This is a genomic window from Pseudomonas sp. FW305-7 (assembly GCF_058786735.1).
Window position 1 is genome coordinate 20887 of record NZ_JBYSZA010000003.1, and the last position, 24828, is coordinate 45714.

The following is a 24828-nucleotide window of genomic DNA, read 5'->3' on the forward strand; positions in this document are numbered from 1 at the left end:
CCCCTGTTCACGGGGGCGCTGACGCTGCCTGGAGCTCCACTGTCATGACCGCCCCCGAATTCGATCCGGCCCTGGATAACTTCCGCGCCATCGCCGATGCCATCGCCACACTGTTTTTCCCCCACGCCGAAGTGGTGCTGCATGACTTGCGCACGCAGAAGGTCGATTACATTGCCAACAACCTGTCCAAGCGCGAGATCGGCGACGAGTCATCACTGGAGGACATGCTCAGCGAGGATGTCAGCGACAGGAACATCGGCCCCTACGAAAAGCTCAACTGGGACGGTCAGAAAATTCGCAGCCTGAGCACCGTGCTGCGCGACCGCGAAGGTCTGCCGCTGGCGGTGTTGTGCATCAATCTGAATATTTCGCTGTTCGAAAATGCCAAGGCTGCGCTGGATCTGTTTCTCTCGCCGAGCAAACTGATCCCGCAGCCGGATTCACTGTTTCGCGATGACTGGCAGGAGCGCATCAACACGTTCCTGCACGCCTGGCTGCGCGAGCGGCAACTGAGCCTGAACCTGCTGACCCGCGATCACAAACGCGAACTGGTGCTGGCGCTGCACGCCGAAGGCGCGTTCAAGGGCAAAAGCGCCTCGAACTATGTGGCCAATGTGCTGAATATGGGGCGGGCGACGGTGTACAAGCATTTGAAGGAATTGAAAGGCTGAAGATTTGCGGTGATTGAACCGGCCCCATCGCTGGCAAGCCAGCTCCCACAGGTTTAGCGGTGTACACAAACGCTGTGTACGACTCGATCACTGTGGGAGCTGGCTTGCCAGCGATAGCGGACTATCAGTCGCCGTAAATGTCGGACTTGAAATACTTCTCGGAAATCTTCTGATATTCGCCGCTCGCGCGAATGCCATCGATCGCGCCATTCAACTGGCTGACCAGTTCAGCATTGCCCTTGCGCACGGCAATCCCCGCGCCCTCACCCACGTACTTCGGATCCTTCAACTCTGGCCCGACAAACGCATAACCCTTGCCACGCGGCATCGACAGGAAATCATTCAACGGAATAGTGTCGGCGAAAATCGCATCGAGGCGCCCCGCCGCCAGGTCCATGTAGATTTCTTCGTTGTTGCTGTAGCGCTTGACGTTGATGCCCTTGGGCTCAAATACCTCAGAGGCATAACGATCAGTGGTGGTCGCACGCTGCACGCCGACGTTCTTGCCCTTGAGGCTGGCGTATTGATCGTCGACCGTGGCGCCTTCCTTCATCACCAGGCGCGACGAAGTGAAGTAGTACTTGTGGGTGAAATCCACCGACTTCTTGCGGTCTTCGTTGATGGTCATCGACGACAGCGCCATGTCGATTTTCTTCACTTTCAGGGAAGGAATCAGGCCATCAAACTCACCTTCGACCCACACACATTTGACCTTCATCTGCGCGCACAGGGCATTGCCGATGTCGTAGTCGAAGCCGACGATTTCACCTTTGTCGGTTTTCGAGGCGAACGGTGGGTAGGCGGCTTCGATGCCGATGCGCAGGGTTTGATCGGCGGCGAACACGCTGGCGGATGCCAACAGGCTGAGGGCCAGACCGGTGATGAGGGGAAGTTTCTTCATGTTCGTTCTCTCGCGGGTTGTTGTTGGTTTGGCAAGATGAAGAAGAGCAGCTGCGAGCGGTGAGCTACGAGCGGCAGGACTGAAGCTTTTTTTGTACTTGGAAATCCATATTGGACTTATAGGTACAAGTCGTCAATTAGTGAGAAGAGAGTGTCTGCGAGGTTTCATGTGTTGCAGAAGGCCTCATCGCTGGCAAGCCAGCTCCCACAGGGTTCGGTGGTGCACACAGAATTTGTGCTCGACGCAGAACACTGTGGGAGCTGGCTTGCCAGCGATGGCTGACTTGAGGGCGCTACAGGACTTTATTTGTTCCAGCGATCCGCAGCGGCATGATCACTGTCCCGCCCTTCGACCCAACGCGGCCCATCGCTGGTGTTTTCTTTCTTCCAGAATGGCGCACGGGTTTTCAGGTAATCCATGACGAAGGCGCAGGCGTCGAACGCAGCCTGGCGATGGGCGCTGGCGGCGCCGACGAACACGATCGGCTCGCCCGGTTCTAACGCGCCGATGCGGTGCAGCACTTCCAGCTTCAACAATGGCCAGCGCTGTTCGGCCTCCACGGCAATCTTGCCCAGCGCTTTCTCGGTCATGCCCGGATAGTGTTCGAGGAACATCCCCGCGACATCCAGCCCGTCATTGAAGTCGCGCACGTAGCCGACAAAACTCACCACCGCGCCGACGCCGACATTGGCCGCGTGCATCGCGTTGACTTCAGCGCCCGGATCGAACGGCGTGGCCTGCACACGAATCGCCATGGCTCAGCCTCCGGTCACGGTAGGGAAAAACGCCACTTCGTCGCCATCGACCACCGGTTCGTCGAGCTGGCAGAGGTCTTCGTTGCGTGCGCACATCAGGTTCTGCTCGCTCAACACCTCGGCGCCATCGCGTTGTGCGAGCAGCGCACGCACATCGTCGACGGTGGCGAAATCGCCTTCCACCGCAACCGAATCGACGCCCAGCGCTTCACGATAACGGGCAAAAAACTTTACCGTCAGGTTCATGGCTGCTCCGCCTGAAAGTGCCCGCTCTTGCCGCCAACCTTCTCCAGCAGACGCACGCTTTCGATGGTCATGCCGCGATCAACGGCTTTGCACATGTCGTAGATAGTCAGGGCGGCGACGCTGGCGGCGGTCAGCGCCTCCATCTCGACGCCGGTCTGCCCGGACAATTTGCAGCGGGCGACGATGCGCACGGTGTCGTCGCCGTCCGCGCTGAGTTCGACTTTGACCCCGGTGAGCATCAGTGGGTGACACAGAGGAATCAGATCGCTGGTTTTCTTCGCCGCTTGAATGCCGGCAATACGCGCCACGGCGAACACATCGCCCTTGGGATGGCCGCCGCTGACGATCATCTGCAGGGTTTCGGGGAGCATGCGCACCAGCGCTTGGGCCGTCGCTTCACGGAACGTCACGGCTTTTTCGGTGACGTCGACCATGTTGGCGCGACCTTGGGAATCGAGATGAGTCAGCACGGTATTACTCCTGATCAGGAGCGTGGATTGTAAACCTGCGGGTCAAATTTCCGCACGTTTGATTGCAAGATCACATTGAACCCTGTGGGAGCGTGGCTTGCCCGCGATGGGATCCACGCGTTATGTCTGAAGCACCGCGGTGTCTGCATCGCGGGCAAGCCACGCTCCCACAGGGTTTGCACTCATCCATAAAAAACCGGGCGACCTGTGAAGGCCGCCCGGTTTGGATGGAGCTGTTACAAATGCGATTCGGCGTATTCGGCCAGGATCGAGCGAGGCACCCCTTGCAGGGTGATGTGCACACCGTTGGGGAAATCCTTGAAGCGTTCAGTCAGGTAGGTCAGCCCGGAACTGGTCGCGGACAGGTAAGGGGTGTCGATCTGCGCCAGGTTGCCCAAGCACACCACTTTGGAACCGGCACCGGCACGGGTGATGATGGTTTTCATCTGGTGCGGCGTGAGGTTCTGACATTCGTCGATCAGGATCAGGCTCTGCTGGAAGCTGCGCCCGCGAATGTAGTTGAGCGATTTGAACTGCAGCGGCACTTTGCTGAGGATGTAGTCGACGCTGCCATGGGTGTTTTCGTCATCCATGTGCAAGGCTTCGAGGTTGTCGGTGATGGCGCCCAGCCAAGGCTCCATTTTTTCCGCTTCGGTGCCGGGCAGGAAGCCGATCTCTTGGTCGAGGCCCTGCACGCTGCGGGTGGCGATGATGCGGCGATAACGCTTGCTGACCATGGTCTGCTCGATGGCAGCGGCCAGCGCCAGAATGGTTTTACCGGAGCCTGCGGCACCCGACAGGTTGACCAAGTGAATGTCCGGATCGAGCAACGCATACAGCGCCAGGCTCTGATAGATGTCGCGCGGCTTGAGCCCCCACGCTTCCTGATGCAGCAGCGGTTCCTGATGCAGGTCGAGGATCAGCAAACGGTCTTCTTCAATCTCCTTGATCCAGCCCACGAAGCCCTGTTCATCAATGATGAATTCGTTGATGTGCACCGCTGGCAGGTTGTCGATCAATTGCACCTGGTGCCAGGTGCGGCCGTGGTCCTGACGGGTTTCGACCTTGCTCACACGGTCCCAGAAAGAGCCGGTCATGTTGTGATAGCCGTTGGGCAACAGGGACACGTCGTCGACCAGTTGGTCGGTGCTGTAATCCTCGGCATCGATGCCGCAGGCGCGCGCCTTGAGGCGCATGTTGATGTCTTTGGTGACCAGCACCACCGGTTTTTTCGGTTCGCGAGTGTGCAGGTCGATCAGTTGGTTGATGATTTTGTTGTCGTTCAGATGCTCGGGCAGAATCAGGTTCGACTCAGCCTGCTTGCTCATCAGAATTGACAGCAAGCCCTTCGGCCCGCCCTTGCCGCGCTGGATCGGCACACCCAGTTCGACGTCTTCCGGGGAAGCATCGCCCAAGGTCTTGTCGATCAGCCGGATGGCCTGACGGCATTCGGCGGCCACGCTGTGATGCCCGCTCTTGAGCTTGTCCAGCTCCTCAAGCACGGTCATCGGGATTGCGACGTGGTGTTCTTCGAAATTCAGCAGGGCGTTTGGATCGTGAATCAATACGTTGGTATCGAGTACATAAAGGATTGGCTGGTTGGAAGAAGGGCTACGTCCGTGATCATCCATACTCGGTCACCTTTGTCAGAGCCAGTAGACGCAATACCTGAGCGGTGCTGCGCCTCGAAGTGACTGCCGAAATCTCACCTGCGGAGATTCAAGTGACTGCAAACAAATGGGTCTTGGGAGACGCCACCTGTGTTGCAGGTTTCGGCGGTCTGTCTTCGTAATACTCCAAAACCCATGACATAAAAAAGCACTTTGACGGTTTTTTTAAGTTTATTTTGCAAAGTGACGAAAAGCCCTTGGCGGACCGCCCTGCCCCCGTTAGAGTCGGAAGTCCGCCTGCATCGAATTCCCTGACAAAATCGCCCCAAGCCCAATGTTTCCGGACTTTCTGCGTTTCTCAGCGAAACGCGTCCTGACAGTCTTCCCAACCGATCCCGCTTTGCGCGGTTTGCGTGATCAGCCACGGCATCGCCGTCTTCACTGCATCTTGTTTCATGTTGAAATTGATCACCCCGTGACGCCACAACAGCATCAGGGTCAGCACCCGTTGCCCGCTCTGGGGCCCCTTGAGCTTGCCGGCGCCGTCTTGGGCATCGATGTCCCACAACGCCACTTGCAGGCCCTGGGTGTTGAAGAAACCTTGCGCATCGCTACGACGCTGGCCATCCGGCGGACGAAACAGTGGTACGTAGTTCTCCGGCAGTTTGTTCTTCACCAGATCAGCGCTGCGCCGCACCGAATCCTGCCAGTCCTGCCAGTGGCTGTGGGAGCGGAACTCCCAACCCTGCACACCCACGCATTGTTGCGAGAACGCCGCTTGCAGGCTGCTTGCCGAACGGTCGGCCAAACGTGCCTGGATATCCTTGCCCAACATGAAGAAAGTGCCGCTCATGTTCGACTTGCGCAGATACTCAGTGAGCCAGTCGGCGTTGTCCGGTTGCGCGTTGGCAGCGCTGTCGAATGTCAGCACAAAAAGTCGGTCATGCATCTCGTCGCCGTTGCGCTCATAGTCGCCGAAACGATCGATTTCACTGCTGGTCTGCGGGAACAGCGCCGCCTTGCGCAGCAGTTCGTCGAGGTACTGCAAATGGAAGATCCGGCTCGGCTCGGCCCACTTGGTGTAATAACTGTCGTCGCTGACCACGAACTTGGCGGCCTGCTCGCGCAGGGTCGGCAGGTCTTCGACGAGGAAGCAGAACGATGCGTCCTGATCGCAACTCTGCTGGGCGAAGTTGTAGTTGGCCAGCAGGCGCTGCCAGAGGCGTTGGCGCAGGCTGTTGATCGCGTCGATATTGACCGTGCGCAGCCCCAGACGCTGGGCCAAAGCGGCCTCGTCCATCGACTCGGTACCGAGCAGGCCTCGGGCGAACATGAGGATTTCTGCCCGGGAAGCGACGTCGAACAGCGTCGGGCTGGTCAGTTGCTCCGGCCAGGTGCTGCGATCCAGCGTCGCCACATCGCCCGGCGCCGCCACGGCACCGAAGCTCAACAGCCACGCGGTGAATAAAAGAACAATGCGCAAAAGGGATGTCTCCATAACAAAACCCGCGCGGCACTATAGCTGATCCTGCCCCATTCCCCTTAGCCACGGATGATCGTTCCCACGCTCTGCGTGTTAACGCCTCCCCGGACGCTCCGCGTCCAGCTCGACGGTGACGCGGAGCGTCACAGGCGGCATTCCCACGCAGAGCGTGGGAACGATCATCGCCAAGCCGTCGATCACCTATGGGCTTGATAGCTGGAGTCATCAAGGACAACCCCCTAGAATCGCCCCCACGATTAAAGGAGACGACTTCATGCTGATGGTGATTTCCCCCGCCAAGACCCTCGATTACGAAACGCCGCCGGCGACCCAGCGCTTCACCCAGCCGCAATACCTCGACCATTCGCAGGAATTGATCCAGCAATTGCGCGACCTGACGCCGGCGCAAATCAGCGAGCTGATGCACGTCTCCGACAAGATCGGCGGGCTCAACGCCGCACGGTTCGGCAGCTGGACCCCGGCGTTCACCCCGGAAAACGCCAAGCAGGCGCTGCTCGCATTCAAGGGTGATGTCTACACCGGTCTCGACGCGCAATCCTTCAGCGAAGCGAACTTCGATTACGCGCAAAAACACCTGCGCATGCTCTCCGGCCTCTATGGCCTGCTGCGTCCGCTGGATTTGATGCAACCGTATCGCCTGGAAATGGGCACCAAACTGGCCAATGCCCGTGGCAAGGACTTGTATGCCTTCTGGGGCACGCGCATCAGTGAATGGCTGAACGAAGCACTGGCCGATCAGGGCGACGATGTGCTGCTCAACCTGGCGTCCAACGAATACTTTTCGGCGGTCAAGCGCACTGCCCTGAACGCGCGGATCATCAATGCCGACTTCAAGGATCTGAAGAATGGTCAGTACAAGATCATCAGCTTCTACGCGAAGAAAGCCCGTGGCCTGATGAGCCGCTTCGTGATCCAGGAAAAAATCAACGATCCGGCCCAGCTCAAGCAGTTCGATGTGCAAGGTTATCGCTACAGCGCCGAACAATCGAAACCGGACAACCTGGTGTTTCTGCGCGACCACGCCCCGGAATAAAGCATGCCCATTGCACGACTCTTTGTTTAAAGAGTCGTGCAGCTCGCACGATGTCAAAAATCCCTCGCCTGTTTTCGCCATTTTAATGGCGCCAAAAAACCTCACCTGTCCTTTCTAATATTAGTTTCACTCGACACTGATCATTTTTTTCAGTAGTGGCACGCAAATTTTTTAGCAGTAGTGGCACAAAACTATCTACCGCGATTATTCGCCTACATATAAAGGGCGAAAACGAAAGTGCTATCAAATTGAGACCAGTGCCATCTTCGACAATATTTCAAGAAATTTCAGATTTCGCGATGAGCGGACAGGAACTTCATCCAAATGCATAGCTCATACCACCGGTAACGATTCTCGCCGAATTTGTACGAGATAACTTACGTAGGACAAAAAGCCATGTAACCAAGTTGTCACAGCAACTTGCCTAGATGACTAACTAGTCTGAAAACATACTGAAGGACAGGAGATACGCACCATTAATATCCCCTACAAGGCCAAGGCCGCGCCCCTATAAACGTGCTTGCCTGAGCACCAGACCGCTTGATCCACGGGCTTTACGCCTGACATCGAGCGCATTAGACGATTGCACAAGCGTCTTCCGAACGGAAGATCGGCTGCATAACAGGGCACGTCACAACTACAAGGCCTAGTTGCGCACATCTTGAGTGCACTTATTTAGACACTCGGAACTTTTTATGCCTGCACACGGTATTGCGGCGTCTGCAAGCCGCACTTCCGAGTGCACTAGTGACCGCTGAACACCATTAACTCCGGCCTTCTAAGGCCTGATATATACAGAGGTAATTGCGATGCGCATCAGCATATTTGGTTTGGGTTACGTTGGCGCAGTATGTGCCGGTTGCCTGTCTGCACGGGGCCATGACGTGGTTGGCGTCGATGTTGCCAAAGACAAGATCGACATGATCAACGCTGGCAAATCTCCCATTGTTGAACCGGGCCTGGGCGAACTTCTGCAACAGGGTATTCAAACCGGTCGTCTGCGTGGCACGACCAACTTCGCCGAAGCGATTCGTGACACTGACCTGTCGATGATCTGCGTCGGCACGCCGAGCAAGAAGAATGGCGACCTCGAACTCAACTACATCGAAGCGGTATGCCGCGAGATCGGTTTTGTCCTGCGTGAAAAATCCACCCGCCACACCATCGTGGTGCGCAGCACCGTGCTGCCGGGCACCGTCGCCAATGTGGTTATTCCAATTCTCGAAGACTGCTCGGGCAAAAAGGCCGGGGTCGACTTCGGCGTTGCGGTCAACCCTGAGTTCCTGCGTGAATCCACCGCCATCGCCGACTACGACCTGCCACCGATGACCGTCATCGGCGAGTTCGACAAGGCTTCGGGAGACGTTCTGCAATCGCTGTACGAAGAACTCGACGCACCGATCATCCGCAAGGACATCGCTGTCGCCGAGATGATCAAGTACACCTGCAACGTCTGGCACGCGACCAAAGTGACCTTCGCCAACGAGATCGGCAACATCGCCAAAGCGGTCGGCGTCGATGGTCGCGAAGTGATGGAAGTGGTCTGCCAGGACAAGACCCTCAACCTGTCCCAGTACTACATGCGTCCGGGCTTCGCGTTCGGCGGCTCGTGCCTGCCAAAAGACGTCCGCGCCCTGACCTACCGCGCCGGTTCGCTGGACGTCGAAGCACCGCTGCTCAACTCGCTGATGCGCAGTAACGAATCGCAAGTGCAGAACGCCTTTGACATCGTTGAAAGCCACGACAAACGCAAAGTCGCCCTGCTCGGTCTGAGCTTCAAGGCTGGCACCGACGACCTGCGCGAAAGCCCGCTGGTGGAACTGGCCGAAATGCTGATCGGCAAGGGTTACGACCTGAGCATCTACGACAGCAACGTCGAGTACGCCCGTGTTCATGGCGCGAACAAAGATTACATCGAGTCGAAAATCCCGCACGTGTCGTCCCTGCTCAACGCGGACTTCGATTCGGTGATCAACAACTCCGACGTGATCATCCTCGGCAACCGCGACGAGAAATTCCGCGCACTGGCGCAGCAAGCGCCGCACGGCAAACAGGTCATCGACCTGGTGGGCTTCATGGCCAAGGCCACCGACGCCGGTACGCGCACCGAAGGTATTTGCTGGTAAAGCAGCCCCAAGCGACAAGCCTCGAGTTGCAGCTTGCAGCTCGAGGCTTGCAGCTCGAAGCCTCTAATACCTTCGGATGACGCTGATGACCAAGCTCAAACATTTTTTTCTGCAATCAGCCGGCTGGCTTTTTTATCTCAGTCTGCTGATGGGCCTGGCCTTGATGCTGCCCACGTCCACATTCGACTCCGAGTCGAAGGACTTCATTTTCCTGATTGGCGCCGTCGGTATCTGGCGCTATTCGATGGGTGCAACGCACTTTGTGCGCGGCATGATTTTCCTCTACATCGTTTACCCGCACCTGCGCCGTAAAGTGCGCAAGCTGGGTAAAGCGGCGGACCCGTCGCATGTGTTTCTGATGGTCACCAGTTTCCGTATCGACGCGTTGACCACCGCGCAGGTCTACAGCTCGGTGATCCGCGAAGCCATCGACTGCGAACTGCCGACCACCGTGGTCTGCTCGATCGTGGAAATGTCCGATGAACTGCTGGTCAAGGCGCTGTGGGCGCGGATGAATCCGCCAGACCGCGTGAAGCTCGACTTCGTGCGCATTCCCGGCACCGGCAAACGTGATGGCCTGGCTTACGGCTTCCGCGCAATCTCCCGCCACCTGCCGGACGACCGCGCCGTGGTGGCCGTGATCGACGGCGACACCGTGCTCGGTGAAGGCACCGTGCGCAAGACCGTGCCGTGGTTCCAGCTGTTCGGCAACGTCGGCGGCCTGACCACCAACGAATTCTGCGAAGTGCGCGGCGGCTACATCATGAGCGAATGGCACAAGCTGCGTTTCGCCCAGCGCCACATCAACATGTGCTCGATGGCTCTGTCCAAACGCGTGCTGACCATGACCGGTCGTATGTCGGTGTTCCGCGCCACCGTGGTGACCAACCCGGAATTCATCGCCGACGTTGAAAGCGACTCGCTGCAACACTGGCGTCTGGGCCGCTTCAAGTTCTTGACCGGCGACGACAAGTCGAGCTGGTTCAGTCTGATGCGCCTGGGTTACGACACCTTTTACGTGCCGGACGCAGCGATCAACACCGTTGAACACCCGCCGGAAAAGAGCTTCATCAAGGCCAGCCGCAAACTGATGTTCCGCTGGTACGGCAACAACCTGCGCCAGAACTCGCGCGCACTGGGCCTGGGTGTGAAACGCCTCGGCGCCTTCACCTCGGTGGTGCTGTTCGACCAGCGCGTATCGATGTGGACGTCCTTGCTCGGCCTGACCGTAGCGATCATCGCCAGCTTCAAGTACGGCACCGCGTTCATCCTGGTTTACCTGCTATGGATCGGCATCACCCGCCTGATCCTGACGTTGCTGTTGTCGTGTTCCGGTCACCGCATCGGCCCGGCTTACCCGGTGATTCTCTATTACAACCAGATCGTCGGCGCGCTGGTGAAGATCTACGTGTTCTTCCGCCTCGACCAACAATCCTGGACTCGCCAACCCACATCCCTGACCCGTGATCTCGCCAGCTTTCAACGTTGGTTCAACACCTGGTCGTCTCGGACCATGACCTTCTCCGCCGGCAGCATTTTCGTCGCCGTGCTGCTGATGATGGTCTGACCCGCCCCTATTGAATTAACAAGGAAATCGCCCCTATGAATACCGCCGTCAACGCCAACGTAGTGCATGAATCCGAAGCCCAGCGCCAACACGCCCGCGTGAAAATCCCGGCCAAACTGCGTTTCTTCGGCCCCGACCGGACCCCGGTCGAAGCGCGTGTCCTCGACTTGTCTGCCGGTGGTCTGGCGTTCAACGCCGGGCAAATGCCGCTGACCCTCGGCGAGGTGTACAAGGCGCGTCTGCAATTCGTCATCGACAACCTCGGCCTGGCCATGGACGTTGAACTGCAAGTGCGTTCCTACGACCGCCAGACCGGCCGCGTCGGCTGCCAGTTCCAGAACCTCGAGCAGCAGGACATTTCCACCCTGCGCCACCTGATCACCTCGCACCTGGCCGGCGACATCGTCAGCATCGGCGAAGTACTGGCGACTCTGCAGCGCGACAACTTCACCAAGGCGCGCAAGGTCAAGGACGGCGGCAGCGGCATGACCCCGTTCGGTCGCCTGAAAGCCGTGACCTTCAGTGCAGGCATTTTTGCTGTCGGTCTGGTCGCGGCGGGTTTCATCTTCAAATCGGTGTACGGCATGTACTTCGTCAGCCACGCGCAGGCCGGTCTGGTCAGCGTACCGGGGATGAATATCACCATGCCGCGCGACGGCACCGTGCAGAGCCTGATCAAGTCCGACGGCGTTGCAGCCAAAGGCGCACCGCTGGCGACCTTCAGCACCAGCATGCTCGACGTGCTTAAAGGTCATCTGGACGAAGATCAACTGGCACCGGCCAAGGTTGAAGAACTGTTCGGCAAGCAAATGACCGGCACCCTGACTTCGCCGTGCGATTGCACCGTGGCCCAGCAACTGGTGGCTGACGGTCAGTACGCGAGCAAGGGCGACGTGATCTTCACCCTGGTACCGCGCAACACCCAGGCCACCGTCGATGCACGCTTCTCCTATCGCCAGTTCAGCGATGTGCGCCCGGGTACACCGGTGAGCTTCCAGATCGCCGGCGAAGACAAGACCCGCACCGGCAAGATCGTCAGCAGCACCAGCCTGAAAAGCGCCGACCTGTCCTCCGATATCCGCGTGCAGATCCAGCCAGACGAGCCGCTCGACAGCAGCCTCGCCGGCCGCCCGGTGGAAGTGAACAGCGACCGTGGCCCGAACCTGAACTGGCTGATCGACAAAGCCATGGCTGCCGGTCTTTAAGTCGAGGACATGCCTGTGACTACTCCACCCATCCTGAAAACACCGCGATCCCTGTGGGAGCTGGCTTGCCAGCGATTGGATCAAAGTGGTTTTACTGGAATACCGAGTCGCCTGAATCGCTGGCAAGCCAGCTCCCACAGAATTCATGTGGTGTGCTCGCTGGCATTGGCAGTCAGTCTCGCCGGTTGCGCCGGCCTGCCCGATCAGCGTCTGGCCAACGAAGCGCTCAAGCGCGGCGACACCGCCACCGCTGCGCAGAACTATCAGCAACTGGCCGATCTGGGTTACAGCGAGGCGCAAGTCGGCCTCGCTGATATTCAGGTCGACAGCCGCGACCCCGAGCAAATGAAACAGGCCGAAGCGACCTATCGCGCAGCGGCCAGCGTTTCGCCCCGCGCGCAGGCGCGTCTCGGTCGCTTGCTGGTGGCTAAACCCGGGTCCACCGAAGCCGAGCATCAGGAAGCTGAAAGCCTGCTGAAAAAAGCCGCCGCCAATGGCGAAGGCAATACGTTGATCCCGCTGGCGATGCTGTACCTGCAATACCCGCACAGCTTCCCGAATATCAACGCGCAGCAGCAGATCGATCAGTGGCGCAAATCCGGTTACCCGGAAGCGGGTCTGGCGCAGGTGCTGCTGTATCGCACCCAAGGTACCTACGACCAGCACCTGGATGACGTGGAAAAAATCTGCAAAGCCGCGCTCAACACTACCGACATTTGCTACGTCGAGCTGGCCACGGTCTATCAGAAACGTGCTCAGCCCGAGCAACAAGCCGAGCTGATCAAGCAGATGCAGGCCGGTTACAGCCGAGGCACCGTCACCGCTCAGCGCGTCGATTCCGTGGCCCGTGTACTGGCCGATTCGACCCTGGGCAAGACCGACGAGAAAACCGCGCAATCGTTGCTTGAACCGATTGCCCCGGGCTACCCGGCGTCGTGGGTGACCCTCGCGCAACTGCTTTACGACTACCCGGAACTGGGCGACGTCGACCAAATGATGAAGTACCTCGACAACGGCCGCGCCGCCGACCAGCCGCGCGCCGAGCTGTTGCTGGGCAAGCTCTACTACGAAGGCAAAATGGTCCCGGCCGACGCGAAAGTCGCCGAAGAACATTTCCAGAAAGCCGTTGGCCGCGAAGTCGCCGCCGACTACTACCTCGGCCAGATCTATCGCCGTGGCTACCTCGGCAAGGTCTATCCGCAAAAGGCTCTCGACCATCTGCTGACCGCTGCGCGCAATGGCCAGAACAGCGCCGACTTCGCTATCGCCCAGCTGTTTTCCCAAGGCAAGGGCACCAAGCCCGATCCGCTCAACGCCTACGTGTTCAGCCAATTGGCCAAGGCGCAAAACACCCCGCAAGCCGATGAACTGGCGACCACCCTTGCCGCGCAATTGCCGCCCGAGCGTCTGGCCGAAGCCCAGCGCCTGCTGCAACAGGAGCAGGCCAGCCGTGGCGCCCTGAACCAGAACACGCTGCAACTGCACGCCCTGCAAGAAGAAGACGGCGAGGAAAAACTATGAAGCTCAATCCATTCGTGAAGGCCGGTATTGGCCTCACCTTCGCACTGATCTGGTCTTGCCCGACACTGGCTGCGATGACTGAAAGCAAAAACTTCGGCCTCGAAGTGAAAATCACCGGCCAGTCCGAAGACGACCGCGACCTCGGCACCGCCAGCGGCGGCGACGTCAACGGCGTCGGCCTCGACCTGCGTCCGTGGGTCTACGGCGAAAGCGGCGCGTGGAGCGCTTACGCGATGGGTCAGGCCGTGACCTCGACCGACATTATCGAGACCGACACCCTGCAACAGTCCGACAGCGACGGCACGCAGACCACCGACAACGGTGATCGCAAGACCAAGAAAAACTACCTGGCGATGCGTGAATTCTGGGTCGGCTACAGCGGCCTCACGCCGTACCCGGGCGAGATGCTCAAGTTTGGTCGCCAGCGCCTGCGCAATGACGACGGCCAATGGCGCGACACCAACATCGAAGCACTGAACTGGACCTTCGACACCACCCTGTTGCGCGCCAACGCCGGTGTCGCCGAACGCTTCAGCGAATACCGCACCGACCTCAAAGAGCTGGCGCCGAAAGACAAGGATCGCCTGCACGCCTACGCCGATGCCGCTTACCAGTGGACACCGGGCAACTGGGTCGGCATTCGCGGTCATCACACCCACGACGACGGCAAACTGGATTACCCGGAACCGGGCGTGGCCGGTGACTCGCTGGACAAGAAAGAGAACGGCGACATCAGCTGGCTCGGCTTCACCGCCGATAGCGACGCCTACAACTGGCGCAACACCAACACCGTCAACTACTGGGGCAGCATCACCGGCATGAGCGGCGACCGTGACACGGTCAATGCACTGAACGCTGATGGCACGCGCCCCGCTCAAGCCAAGCGCAGCGATGATGTGAATGGCTGGGCCACCGACATCGGTGTGCGCCTGCGCCTCGATCCGCAATGGCAAGTCGGCGGCGCCTATGCCCGCGCCAGCGCCGATTACGAGCAGAACGGTCTGGAAAGCAACCGCTCCAACTACACCGGCACACGTTCGCGAGTTCACCGTTTCGGCGAAGCGTTCCGTGGCGAAATGAACAACATGCAGACCGCGACACTGTTCGGTTCGTGGATGGTCAACGACGAATACGACGCGAGCCTGATCTACCACAAGTTCTGGCGTGTCGACGGCAACAAACCGGTCGGCAGCAACGGCATCAATGCCGTGGAAAACAACACCGACGACGTCACTGGCGCGATTCTGTCCAGCACCTCTTTGCCGCTTGAAGACGGCAACAAGGATCTAGGTCAGGAGATGGACCTGGTTGTCACCAAGTACTTCAAGCAAGGCCTGTTGCCGGCGGCGCTGAGCCAGTCGATCGACGAGCCATCGGCGCTGGTGCGTTTCCGTGGCGGTGTGTTCAAGCCGGGCGACGCTTATGGCAGCCAGGTTGATTCGTACATGCACCGCGCGTTCATCGACGTGATCTGGCGCTTCTGATGCAAACCGCGAAGGGAGTGCCCGACATGAACCATGCAAGGAAAGGCTCGCTCAGCCTGTTGGCCGGCGCAATGCTGCTGGCCTCGGCTGGTGCCTTCGCCACGGTGGAACCGGCCAAGCCTGTGACCACCGCCAAAGAACTGCAACAGGCCAAGACCTACACCGTCAGCAGCGCGCCCACTGATGCGCTGAACCTGGCCGCGCCAAAACTGCCTGACCTGTCCGGCTTCACCGCCGAGGCCGCTGCCGCAAAAATCGTGCGCAGTAAAGCGGGCAAGATCAGCGTGCGCCGGATGATGCAGGAAGACGCCCTGAAGGACTTCATCGGCGGCGACAACAAGATGGCCGAATGGGTGGTGCGTCAGCACGGCATCCCGCAGGCGATCTTCGTCGACGACGGCTATATCAACCTGAAAGAGCTGGCGCAGAAACTGCCCAAGCAGTATTTCAGCGAGACCTCGCCGGGCGTGTATCTGTCGAAGTTGCCGATCGTCGTCGGCCGCAAAGGCATCCTCGAAATCGACGGCCAGACTCAAGAGCTGCGCCTGTCGCAAGAGGCCGGTTCGTTCCTGGTCAACGACGGTCAGCTGTTCGTGCGTGACACCAAGGTCACCGGCTGGCGCGAAAAGGACAACGGCCCGGCGACGTTCCGTTCGCCGAAGGAATTCCGCCCGTTCCTGCTCGCCTGGGGCGGCACCGAGACTTACATCGTCAACAGCAAGATGGCCAGCTTCGGCTACGCCAACAGTAAGTCGTACGGGGTGAGTATTTCCCAGTACACGCCGAACATGGCCAAGGTGCTCAAGCGTCCGGAGCCAACTGGCTGGATCGTCGGTTCCGAGTTCTCCGACATGTGGTACGGCTTCTACTGCTACGAGACCCGCGACTTCGTGGTCAAGGGCAACACCTACAAAGACAACATCGTCTACGGCATCGACCCGCACGACCGTTCCCACGGCCTGATCATTGCCGAGAACACCGTCCACGGTACGAAGAAGAAGCACGGGATCATTATTTCCCGTGAGGTCAACGACAGCTTCATCTTCAACAACAAGAGCTTCGACAACCACCTCTCGGGCCTGGTGATCGACCGTAACAGCGTCAACAACATCATTGCCTACAACGAGATCTACCAGAACCACACCGACGGCATCACCCTCTACGAGTCCGCCGACAACCTGCTGTGGGGCAACAAGGTCATCAGCAACAAGCGCCACGGCATCCGCATTCGTAACAGCGTGAACATCCGCCTCTACGAAAACGTCGCCATGGCCAACGGCCTGACCGGCGTCTACGGCCACATCAAGGACCTCACCGACACCGACCGTGACATCAAGCTCGACCCGTTCGACGCCCAGGTGTCGCTGATTGTCGTCGGCGGTGAACTCGCGGCCAACGGCAGCGGCCCGCTGTCGATCGATTCGCCCTTGAGTGTCGAGCTGTATCGCGTGTCGATGCTGGCGCCGACCAAATCCAGCGGCATCAGCTTCAACGGCATCCTCGGCGAGCGCCAGGATGAAATTCTCGACTTGCTGGTGCGCCAGCAGAAAGCCGTGCTGATCGACCCTGTCGAACGCCAGACCGAAATGCAGGACTGAGGATAATTTTATGCACCCACACTTGATCAAATTACTCAGCCTGTCGGCCCTGACCGTGGGCATTCTCGCGGCCAGCAATGCGGCGCGTGCAGACGACACGCAAGCGCCGAAATTCACTGCCGAGCCGTGCTGCAACCTGTGCCCGGAAGCCCATGACGCGAAGAACTACACCACGCGTTATCAGCAGAACTTCACTACGTTGGTGCAGGCGCAGGGCGACTGGTTGTTCCGGACTCAGGAAGATTTGCGCACCGAGTTCAACACCACTCCGGCCGGCTACAAACGCCTGCAACAACTGCACGATGCGTTCAAGAGCAAAGGCGTCGAACTGGTGATCGTTTATCAGCCAACCCGTGGTCTGGTGAACCGCAACAAGCTCAACCCGCAGGAAAAAGCCGCGTTCGATTACGAGAAGGCTCTGGGCAACTACAAGACCATGCTCGGCCGTTTCGCCAAGATGGGTTACGTGGTGCCGGACCTGTCGCCGCTGACCAACGAATCGCTGCCGGACACCCTGCCCGCCCACGACTTCTACTTCCGTGGCGACCAACACTGGACACCATACGGCGCTCAACGCACGGCAAAAATCGTCGCCGAGAAGGTCAAGCAGATCCCGGCCTTCGCCGACATTCCCAAGCGTGAATTCGAGACCAAAAAGTCCGGGCGCATGGGCAAGACCGGCACCCTGCACAACATGGCCGGGCAACTGTGCGGCACCAGTTACGCGATCCAGTACATGGATCAGTTCACCACCGAGCCTAAAGGCGAGGCCGGTGACGGCGATCTGTTCGGTGATTCCGGCAACCCGCAAATCACCCTGGTCGGGACCTCGCACAGCGGCAAAAACTACAACTTCGCCGGCTTCCTCGAAGAGGCCATCGGCGCCGATATTCTCAACGTCGCCTTCCCCGGCGGCGGTCTGGAAGGTTCGATGTTGCAGTACCTGGGCAGCGACGAATTCCAGAAGACCCCACCGAAGATTCTCATCTGGGAGTTCTCGCCGCTGTATCGCCTCGATCAGGAAACCATCTATCGCCAGATGATGGCGCTGCTGGATAACGGCTGCGAAGGCAAAGACGTGCAGATGTCTGCCAGCACCACGCTGAAGGCAGGCACCAAGCAAGAACTGCTGGTCAACAGCAAGAACCTGAACCTGCAGAACAGTAGCCATCAGGTCGACATCCGCTTCGCCGACACCTCGGTGAAAACCCTGCAAGCCACCCTCTGGTACATGAACGGTCGCCACGAGGACATCAAGATCGAGAAACCGGAAACCTCCGACACCGACGGTCGTTTCGCCTTTGAGTTGCGCACGGACGAAGACTGGGCCTCACAAAATCTGCTGGCGGTCGAAGTCCAGGGCCCTGAAGCCGGCGCCGCGCCACAGAAAGTCGAAGCGAAAATCTGCAAACGCAACGTATTCCCGGGCGCTGGGCCACAAACCGCTCAGGTCGGGCAATGAGGTCTGCTATGCGAAATCCGAAATTGAAATCTTTATTGGCACCGACGCTGTTGAGCCTGGCGATGTTCGCCGGGGCCACTCAGGCCGCCGCGCCTTTGCGGCCACCTCAGGGCTACTTTGCGCCTGTGGATAAATTCAAGACTGGCGACAAAAGCGAAGGCTGCGATGCGATGCCGACGCCGTACACCGGTCCGCTGCAATTTCGCAGCAAGTACGAAGGATCCGACAAGGCCCGTTCGACGCTGAACGTGCAGTCGGAAAAAGCCTTCCGCGACACTACCAAAGACATCACCACGCTGGAACGCGGCACCGCCAAACGGGTGATGCAGTTCATGCGCGACGGTCGCCCGGAGCAACTCGATTGCACGCTGAACTGGCTGACCGCCTGGGCTAAGGCGGATGCGTTGATGTCGAAAGACTTCAACCACACCGGCAAATCGATGCGCAAATGGGCGCTCGGCAGCATGGCCTCTTCGTACATTCGCCTGAAGTTCTCCGACTCGCATCCGCTGGCACAGCATCAGCAGCAAGCGCAGGAGATCGAAGCGTGGTTCAGCAAGATGGCCGATCAGGTGGTCAGCGATTGGGACAACCTGCCGCTGGAAAAAACCAACAACCACTCGTACTGGGCCGCCTGGTCGGTGATGGCGACTTCGGTCGCAACCAACCGCCGTGACCTGTTCGATTGGGCGGTCAAGGAATACAAGGTCGGCGCCAATCAAGTCGATGCCGACGGTTACCTGCCGAACGAACTCAAGCGCCAGCAACGCGCCCTCGCCTATCACAACTACGCCCTGCCGCCGCTGGCGATGATCGCCAGTTTTGCCCAGGTCAACGGTGTGGATCTGCGTCAGGAAAACAATGGCGCACTGAAACGTCTGGGTGATCGGGTGCTGTCGGGTGTGAAAGACCCGGAGGAGTTCGAGAAGAAGAACGGCAAAGAGCAGGACATGACCGATCTGAAAGAGGACATGAAATTCGCCTGGCTTGAACCGTTCTGCACGCTCTACACCTGCCCGGCCGATGTCATCGAGAAGAAGCGTGGCATGCAGCCGTTCAAGACCTTCCGCCTCGGCGGGGACCTGACCAAGGTCTACGACCCGCCCCATGAAAAGGGCAACAAAGGCTCGTAAGACCAAGACGCAAAACCCTGTGGGAGCTGGCTTGCCAGCGATTGCAATCTGACATCCAACACCGATGTCGACTGACCTGACGCTATCGCTGGCAAGCCAGCTCCCACAAGGGTTGTGGTGAATCTGGATGCAATACATCCCCCGGACTTTTCATGGGGGATTTGGGGGGGCTTTGGCCCTTGACTGTTGGTTCAAACATGGAGAGATCGGGATGGTATTTTCATCCAACGTGTTCCTGTTTCTGTTCTTGCCGATCTTTCTCGGCTTGTACTACTTGAGCGGGCAACGCTATCGCAATTTGCTGCTGCTGATCGCCAGCTACGTGTTCTACGCCTGGTGGCGAGTGGACTTCCTCGCGCTATTCGCCGCCGTCACGCTGTGGAACTACTGGATCGGCCTCAAAGTCGGTGCCGCCGGCGTGCGTACCAAACCGGCGCAGCGCTGGCTGCTGCTCGGTGTGGCGGTGGATCTGTGCATCCTCGGCTACTTCAAGTACGCCAACTTCGGCGTCGACAGCATCAACGCGATGATGACGTCGGTCGGTCTTGAGCCGTTCATCCTCACCCATGTGCTGCTGCCGATCGGGATCTCGTTCTACATCTTCGAGTCGATCAGCTACATCATCGACGTGTATCGCGGCGACACCCCGGCCACGCGCAACCTGATCGACTTTGCTGCATTCGTGGCAATCTTCCCGCACCTGATTGCCGGCCCGGTTCTGCGTTTCCGCGACCTCGCCGACCAGTTCAACAACCGCACCCACACCCTCGACAAATTCTCCGAGGGCTGCACGCGGTTCATGCAGGGTTTCATCAAGAAGGTCTTCATCGCCGACACCCTCGCGGTGGTCGCCGACCATTGCTTCGCCCTGCAAAACCCGACCACCGGCGATGCCTGGCTCGGCGCGCTGGCCTACACCGCGCAGCTGTATTTCGACTTCTCCGGTTACAGCGACATGGCCATCGGTCTGGGCTTGATGATGGGTTTCCGCTTCATGGAAAACTTCAAACAGCCGTACATCAGCCAGTCGATCACCGAGTTCTGGCGCCGCTGGCACATCAGCCTGTCGACCTGGCTGCGTGACTATCTGTACATCACCCTCGGCGGTAACCGCAAAGGCACGCTGATGACCTATCGCAACCTGTTCCTGACCATGCTCCTCGGCGGTCTGTGGCACGGCGCGAACATCACCTACATCGTCTGGGGCGCCTGGCACGGCATGTGGCTGGCAATTGAAAAAGCGCTGGGCCTGAACACCTCGCCGCGCAGCCTTAACCCGATCCGCTGGGCGCTGACCTTCCTCCTCGTGGTCATGGGCTGGGTGATCTTCCGCGCCGAAAACCTGCACGTTGCCGGGCGCATGTACGGCGCAATGTTCAGCTTCGGCGACTGGTCGCTGTCGGAACTCAATCAGGCCAGTCTCACCGGTCTGCAAGTGGCGACTCTGGTGGTGGCGTACGTGACGCTGGCGTTCTTCGGTCTGCGTGATCTGTACACCAACCAGCCGCCGGCCAAGACCAAACCTGAAGTCAACGTCGAGGCCAACGGCCCTGCGACGGCGACCCCGGGGATGATCAAAGCCGCTCCTGGGGAAAACCCGGCGAGCATCCACGAGCCTGGCTACACCGTCGGTGTCGAAGCCCAGGTGCAACCGGCCTACTGGACGGCGGATTGGTCGCGTTACGTGATGCGCGGGCTGATCCTGCTGCTGTTCATCGCCTCGATTCTCAAACTCTCGGCGCAAAGCTTCTCGCCGTTCCTTTACTTCCAGTTCTGAGGGATCTGACATGACCCGCTCATTACGCATCTTCTACATCGCGCTGTTCCTGGTGACCCTGCTGGTGCTCGGTCTGTGGTCGGTGCGCAGCTTCTTCGGCTTCAGCACCAACGCCGATGCGACGGTGCTCAACGGCCGCTGGACCAAGGCTGTGGAAACTCACTACGACGATGAATTCCCGATCAAGCGTCTGGGCACCAACCTCTGGGCCGCGCTGGATTTCAAACTGTTCAACGAAGGTCGTCCGGGCGTGGTGCTCGGTCGCGATCAGTGGTTGTACAGCGATGAGGAATTCAACCCGATCGTCAACGAAGAGCTGAACCTGCAAGGCAACTACGCGCTGGTCGAAGGCGTGCGCCAGACCCTGAAAGCGAAAGGCGTGAAACTGGTGATGGCGATCGTGCCGGCCAAGGTTCGCCTGTACCCGGAGCATCTGGGTGAAGTGAAACCGGCAAGCATCCACGCCAACCTTTACCAGGATTTCCACAACCGCGTAGCAGCCGACAAGATCCTCGCCCCCGACCTGCTCAAGCCGTTCCAACAGGCCAAGCAGAACGGTCAGCAAGTGTTCCTGCGCACCGACACGCACTGGACACCTGAGGGCGCCGAGATCGCCGCGAACACCCTGGCGAAAACCATCGCCGACAAGTTCCCGCTCAGCGGCGAACCGCAGCGCTTCGTCACCACGCCGGCCGAGAAGGTCACGCACAAGGGCGATCTGCGTCTGTTCCTGCCGCTCGATCCGCTGTTCGAAAACCTGATGCCGGCGCAAGAGCCACTGCAAAAGCGCAACACCGTCGCGGTCGGCGAGCAGCCTGCCGGTGACGACGCGCTGTTCGCCAGCCATGAAGTGCCGGTGGCACTGGTCGGCACCAGCTACAGCGCCAATCCCAACTGGAACTTCGTCGGTGCGCTGAAACAAGCGCTGCACAGCGACGTGGTGAGCTACGCCGAAGACGGCCACGGCCCGATCCTGCCGATGCTCAGCTACCTGAAAAGCGATGACTTCAAGAACAGCCCGCCACAGGTACTGATCTGGGAGTTTCCTGAACGATATCTGCCTGTGAACAACGAAATCGGCGACGCCGACCCGCAGTGGGTCGCAGAGCTCAAACAAGCCGGCGCTCGCCAACAAAACGTAGCCATCAACACTAAATCCGAGACGCCCGATCGGGCGCAAAACTGAAAGAGAGGTAACACCATGACTTTCACTACTACTCCTCGTCGTCTCGCAAAACGCATTGCACTGGTTGCAGGCCTCAGCGTGCTCTCCGTCCAGGCCTTCGCCGGTGGTGACGCCGCGTTGTACGGCCCGACCGCACCGAAAGGCTCGACCTTCGTGCGTATCTATAACGCCAGCAACGCAGAAGTCAGCGCCACCGTCGGCAGCACCAACCTGAGCGACGTTGCGCCGCTGGCCAGCAGCGACTTCAGCTTCATGCCGGGCGGCGACTACAGCGCCAAGGTCGGCAGCCAGACCCTGCCGGTCAAACTCGCCGGTGACCACTACTACACCCTGGTCAACAACGCCTCCGGCGCGCCGCAACTGATCGAAGAGCCGCCGTTCAAGAACAAGCAGAAATCCCTGGTCCGCGTACAGAACCTCAGCGACAAGCCGCTGACCCTGAAGACCGCCGACGGCAAGACCGACGTGGTGCCGAACGTGGCCGCCAAGGGCCGTGGCGAACGCGAAATCAACCCGGTGAAAGTCAGCCTGGCGCTGTACGAAGGCGACAAGAAAGTCGGCGACGTGAAACCGGTCGCACTGGAGCGCGGTGAGGCAGCGGTGCTGTACGTCACCGGTTCCGGCAGCAGCCTGTCGCCAGTCTGGGTGAAACGCCCGGTGTCGACGCGCTAACACATTTCCTGAACTGACCCGGCTCCCTGTGGGGGCTGGCTTGCCAGCGATGCAGACACCTCGGTTCCGCAGATACACCGAGGCGATGCCATCGCTGGCAAGCCAGGCTCCCACAGGGACCGAGGTTAGCGTTCAGAACGAGACAACAACAAGAGTGAAACGACACAGCGTTCGTGCCTCTAACCAATCGATTTTATGGAGTAAACAATATGATTCCGGTGATCTTGTCAGGTGGTAGCGGTTCACGTCTTTGGCCGCTTTCGCGCAAGCAGTTCCCTAAACAATTCCTCGCCCTGACCGGTGAACACACACTGTTCCAGCAAACCCTGGAGCGCCTGGTGTTCGAAGGCATGGACACCCCGATCGTGGTCTGCAACAAGGATCACCGTTTCATCGTCAACGAGCAGTTGGCCAATCGCAATCTGGAATGCCAGCGCATCCTGATGGAACCGTTCGGCCGCAACACCGCACCCGCCGTGGCGCTGACCGCGATGATGCTGGTCAACGAAGGTCGTGACGAGCTGATGCTGGTACTGCCGGCCGACCACGTACTGGAAGACCAGAAAGCCCTGCAACGCGCTCTCGCTCTGGCCACCGTCGCCGCCGAAAATGGCGAGATGGTGTTGTTCGGTGTGCCGGCGACCAAACCGGAAACCGGCTACGGCTACATCAAGTCCACCGCCGATTCGCTGCTGCCCGAAGGCGTCAGCCGCGTCTCGCACTTCGTCGAAAAACCCGACGTCAAACGCGCCACCGAATACGTCGAATCCGGCGGTTACTACTGGAACAGCGGCATGTTCCTGTTCCGCGCCAGCCGCTTCCTCGAAGAGCTGAAAAAGCACGATCCGGACATCTATGACACCTGCCTGCTGACCCTTGAGCGCAGCCAGCAGGACGCCGACACCGTCACACTGGACGAAGCCACCTTCGCCTGCTGCCCGGACAATTCCATCGACTATTCCGTGATGGAAAAAACCCAACGCGCCTGCGTGGTACCGCTGACCGCCGGCTGGAGCGATGTCGGTTGCTGGTCGTCGCTGTGGGAAGTCAACGAGAAAGACGCCAACGGCAACGTCAGCAAAGGCGATGTGGTCATCCAGGACAGCAAGAACTGCATGATCCACGGCAACGGCAAACTGGTCTCGGTGATCGGTCTGGAAAACATCGTCGTGGTCGAAACCAAGGACGCGATGATGATCGCCCACAAGGACAAGGTTCAGGGCGTCAAGCAGATGGTCGCCACCCTCAACGAGCAGGGCCGCAGCGAAACCCAGAACCACTGCGAGGTCTATCGTCCGTGGGGCTCGTATGACTCGGTGGACATGGGCGGGCGTTTCCAGGTCAAGCACATCTCGGTGAAACCGGGCGCTTGCCTGTCGCTGCAGATGCACCACCACCGCGCCGAACACTGGATCGTGGTCAGCGGCACCGCCGAAGTGACCTGCGATGACAACGTGTTCCTGCTCTGCGAAAACCAGTCGACCTACATTCCGATCGCCTCGGTGCATCGCCTGCGCAACCCGGGCAAGATCCCGCTGGAAATCATCGAAGTGCAGTCGGGTTCGTACCTGGGCGAAGACGATATCGAGCGGTTCGAAGATATCTACGGCCGCTCCACCCCGATCGAACGCGGCGTGTCGGTGAAAACCATCGCGCAGTAAAACGCTCAGCAAGACAAGAAGCCCTCGCCCAGCCCACTGCGTCCCCCATCCGCAGCGGGTTGGACGGGGGCTTTTTTTGTCCGGAATCTGCGGTGTCTATACTGGCCTCTTCGCGGGCAAGCCCGCTCCCACAGTGGACCGAGGCGTTACTCGATTTTGTGATGACCACCCATCCCAGTGGGAGCGGGCTTGCCCGCGAAGGTGTCTTCAAACTCACCGCAGAAATCCTGCCCATCGCCAACCTCA

20 protein-coding genes are annotated in these 24828 nt (G+C 59.3%); 14 read left to right on the forward strand and 6 right to left on the reverse strand.

Translation table 11 applies throughout. The annotated features are described in order from the left end of the window. Positions 1 to 44: 44 nt before the first annotated feature. A complete protein-coding gene (locus AC3WMT_RS05370) occupies positions 45 to 671 on the forward strand; it encodes a helix-turn-helix transcriptional regulator (protein ID WP_103305202.1) in 627 nt (208 codons plus the stop codon). 124 nt (positions 672 to 795) lie between these two features. Here AC3WMT_RS05370 and AC3WMT_RS05375 read toward each other — a convergent pair whose 3' ends face one another. The 6 genes from AC3WMT_RS05375 to AC3WMT_RS05400 form a co-directional block, all read right to left on the reverse strand. Beyond that, positions 796 to 1572 (reverse strand): ABC transporter substrate-binding protein, encoded by a 777-nt coding sequence (locus AC3WMT_RS05375; RefSeq protein WP_103305201.1) that lies wholly within the window; start codon positions 1570 to 1572, stop codon positions 796 to 798. A gap of 302 nt (positions 1573 to 1874) precedes the next feature. Beyond that, entirely contained in the window at positions 1875 to 2327 is a 453-nt protein-coding gene (moaE, locus tag AC3WMT_RS05380) for a molybdopterin synthase catalytic subunit MoaE (protein WP_073473663.1), read from the reverse strand. A gap of 3 nt (positions 2328 to 2330) precedes the next feature. Beyond that, the gene (locus AC3WMT_RS05385) at positions 2331 to 2573 is read right to left on the reverse strand and encodes a MoaD/ThiS family protein (RefSeq protein ID WP_103305200.1); all 243 of its coding nucleotides are present in this window, start codon (positions 2571 to 2573) and stop codon (positions 2331 to 2333) included. Beyond that, positions 2570 to 3043 (reverse strand): cyclic pyranopterin monophosphate synthase MoaC, encoded by a 474-nt coding sequence (gene moaC, locus AC3WMT_RS05390; RefSeq protein ID WP_093437022.1) that lies wholly within the window; start codon positions 3041 to 3043, stop codon positions 2570 to 2572. The genes AC3WMT_RS05385 and moaC overlap by 4 nt, the downstream gene beginning before the upstream one ends. A 236-nt stretch (positions 3044 to 3279) precedes the next feature. Beyond that, the gene (locus tag AC3WMT_RS05395) at positions 3280 to 4674 is read right to left on the reverse strand and encodes a PhoH family protein (RefSeq protein WP_103305199.1); all 1395 of its coding nucleotides are present in this window, start codon (positions 4672 to 4674) and stop codon (positions 3280 to 3282) included. 337 nt (positions 4675 to 5011) lie between these two features. Continuing rightward, entirely contained in the window at positions 5012 to 6136 is a 1125-nt protein-coding gene (locus AC3WMT_RS05400; protein WP_103305198.1) for a polysaccharide deacetylase family protein, read from the reverse strand. 274 nt (positions 6137 to 6410) lie between these two features. Between AC3WMT_RS05400 and yaaA the strand changes: the two genes are divergently transcribed. The 13 genes from yaaA to AC3WMT_RS05465 all read left to right on the forward strand — a co-directional run bounded on the left by yaaA (position 6411) and on the right by AC3WMT_RS05465 (position 24582). Continuing rightward, positions 6411 to 7190, forward strand: a complete 780-nt coding sequence (gene yaaA / locus AC3WMT_RS05405) for a peroxide stress protein YaaA (protein ID WP_103305197.1) — start codon at positions 6411 to 6413, stop codon at positions 7188 to 7190. A gap of 809 nt (positions 7191 to 7999) precedes the next feature. Continuing rightward, a complete protein-coding gene (locus AC3WMT_RS05410; RefSeq protein WP_103305196.1) occupies positions 8000 to 9316 on the forward strand; it encodes a nucleotide sugar dehydrogenase in 1317 nt (438 codons plus the stop codon). 85 nt (positions 9317 to 9401) lie between these two features. Beyond that, positions 9402 to 10883, forward strand: a complete 1482-nt coding sequence (gene alg8 / locus AC3WMT_RS05415) for a mannuronan synthase (RefSeq protein WP_177431429.1) — start codon at positions 9402 to 9404, stop codon at positions 10881 to 10883. Positions 10884 to 10918: 35 nt separating this feature from the next. Further along, positions 10919 to 12088: an alginate biosynthesis protein Alg44 gene (locus AC3WMT_RS05420; RefSeq protein ID WP_103305194.1), complete on the forward strand. Its 1170-nt coding sequence runs from the start codon at positions 10919 to 10921 to the stop codon at positions 12086 to 12088. A 9-nt stretch (positions 12089 to 12097) separates the two neighbouring features. After that, the gene (gene algK / locus AC3WMT_RS05425) at positions 12098 to 13609 is read left to right on the forward strand and encodes an alginate biosynthesis TPR repeat lipoprotein AlgK (protein WP_249412097.1); all 1512 of its coding nucleotides are present in this window, start codon (positions 12098 to 12100) and stop codon (positions 13607 to 13609) included. Further along, the gene (locus AC3WMT_RS05430; RefSeq protein ID WP_103305193.1) at positions 13606 to 15093 is read left to right on the forward strand and encodes an alginate export family protein; all 1488 of its coding nucleotides are present in this window, start codon (positions 13606 to 13608) and stop codon (positions 15091 to 15093) included. The genes algK and AC3WMT_RS05430 overlap by 4 nt, the downstream gene beginning before the upstream one ends. 26 nt (positions 15094 to 15119) lie before the next feature. Continuing rightward, positions 15120 to 16691, forward strand: coding sequence for a mannuronan 5-epimerase AlgG (algG, locus tag AC3WMT_RS05435; protein ID WP_103305192.1), 1572 nt, complete (start codon positions 15120 to 15122; stop codon positions 16689 to 16691). Between the two features lie 10 nt (positions 16692 to 16701). Continuing rightward, positions 16702 to 18153: an alginate O-acetyltransferase gene (locus AC3WMT_RS05440; RefSeq protein ID WP_103305191.1), complete on the forward strand. Its 1452-nt coding sequence runs from the start codon at positions 16702 to 16704 to the stop codon at positions 18151 to 18153. Positions 18154 to 18161: 8 nt separating this feature from the next. Next, the gene (locus tag AC3WMT_RS05445; RefSeq protein WP_103305190.1) at positions 18162 to 19286 is read left to right on the forward strand and encodes a mannuronate-specific alginate lyase; all 1125 of its coding nucleotides are present in this window, start codon (positions 18162 to 18164) and stop codon (positions 19284 to 19286) included. Positions 19287 to 19497: 211 nt separating this feature from the next. Next, entirely contained in the window at positions 19498 to 21063 is a 1566-nt protein-coding gene (locus tag AC3WMT_RS05450) for an MBOAT family O-acyltransferase (protein WP_093436261.1), read from the forward strand. A gap of 10 nt (positions 21064 to 21073) precedes the next feature. After that, complete coding sequence (locus AC3WMT_RS05455; RefSeq protein ID WP_103305189.1) at positions 21074 to 22249, forward strand: alginate O-acetyltransferase; 1176 nt, start codon at positions 21074 to 21076, stop codon at positions 22247 to 22249. Positions 22250 to 22264: 15 nt separating this feature from the next. Beyond that, positions 22265 to 22921: an alginate O-acetyltransferase AlgF gene (locus AC3WMT_RS05460; protein WP_103305188.1), complete on the forward strand. Its 657-nt coding sequence runs from the start codon at positions 22265 to 22267 to the stop codon at positions 22919 to 22921. Positions 22922 to 23130: 209 nt separating this feature from the next. Next, entirely contained in the window at positions 23131 to 24582 is a 1452-nt protein-coding gene (locus AC3WMT_RS05465; protein WP_064586060.1) for a mannose-1-phosphate guanylyltransferase/mannose-6-phosphate isomerase, read from the forward strand. The last annotated feature ends 246 nt before the right edge of the window (positions 24583 to 24828 follow it).

What these genes read in the sequence shown, in the direction of transcription:
- AC3WMT_RS05370 (WP_103305202.1), top strand. Translation starts at nt 45, where the DNA reads ATGACCGCCCCCGAATTCGATCCGGCCCTGGATAACTTCCGCGCCATC.
- AC3WMT_RS05375 (WP_103305201.1), bottom strand. Translation starts at nt 1,572, where the DNA reads ATGAAGAAACTTCCCCTCATCACCGGTCTGGCCCTCAGCCTGTTGGCA.
- moaE (WP_073473663.1), bottom strand. Translation starts at nt 2,327, where the DNA reads ATGGCGATTCGTGTGCAGGCCACGCCGTTCGATCCGGGCGCTGAAGTC.
- AC3WMT_RS05385 (WP_103305200.1), bottom strand. Translation starts at nt 2,573, where the DNA reads ATGAACCTGACGGTAAAGTTTTTTGCCCGTTATCGTGAAGCGCTGGGC.
- AC3WMT_RS05395 (WP_103305199.1), bottom strand. Translation starts at nt 4,674, where the DNA reads ATGGATGATCACGGACGTAGCCCTTCTTCCAACCAGCCAATCCTTTAT.
- yaaA (WP_103305197.1), top strand. Translation starts at nt 6,411, where the DNA reads ATGCTGATGGTGATTTCCCCCGCCAAGACCCTCGATTACGAAACGCCG.
- AC3WMT_RS05410 (WP_103305196.1), top strand. Translation starts at nt 8,000, where the DNA reads ATGCGCATCAGCATATTTGGTTTGGGTTACGTTGGCGCAGTATGTGCC.
- alg8 (WP_177431429.1), top strand. Translation starts at nt 9,402, where the DNA reads ATGACCAAGCTCAAACATTTTTTTCTGCAATCAGCCGGCTGGCTTTTT.
- AC3WMT_RS05420 (WP_103305194.1), top strand. Translation starts at nt 10,919, where the DNA reads ATGAATACCGCCGTCAACGCCAACGTAGTGCATGAATCCGAAGCCCAG.
- algK (WP_249412097.1), top strand. Translation starts at nt 12,098, where the DNA reads ATGCCTGTGACTACTCCACCCATCCTGAAAACACCGCGATCCCTGTGG.
- AC3WMT_RS05430 (WP_103305193.1), top strand. Translation starts at nt 13,606, where the DNA reads ATGAAGCTCAATCCATTCGTGAAGGCCGGTATTGGCCTCACCTTCGCA.
- algG (WP_103305192.1), top strand. Translation starts at nt 15,120, where the DNA reads ATGAACCATGCAAGGAAAGGCTCGCTCAGCCTGTTGGCCGGCGCAATG.
- AC3WMT_RS05440 (WP_103305191.1), top strand. Translation starts at nt 16,702, where the DNA reads ATGCACCCACACTTGATCAAATTACTCAGCCTGTCGGCCCTGACCGTG.
- AC3WMT_RS05445 (WP_103305190.1), top strand. Translation starts at nt 18,162, where the DNA reads ATGCGAAATCCGAAATTGAAATCTTTATTGGCACCGACGCTGTTGAGC.
- AC3WMT_RS05450 (WP_093436261.1), top strand. Translation starts at nt 19,498, where the DNA reads ATGGTATTTTCATCCAACGTGTTCCTGTTTCTGTTCTTGCCGATCTTT.
- AC3WMT_RS05455 (WP_103305189.1), top strand. Translation starts at nt 21,074, where the DNA reads ATGACCCGCTCATTACGCATCTTCTACATCGCGCTGTTCCTGGTGACC.
- AC3WMT_RS05460 (WP_103305188.1), top strand. Translation starts at nt 22,265, where the DNA reads ATGACTTTCACTACTACTCCTCGTCGTCTCGCAAAACGCATTGCACTG.
- AC3WMT_RS05465 (WP_064586060.1), top strand. Translation starts at nt 23,131, where the DNA reads ATGATTCCGGTGATCTTGTCAGGTGGTAGCGGTTCACGTCTTTGGCCG.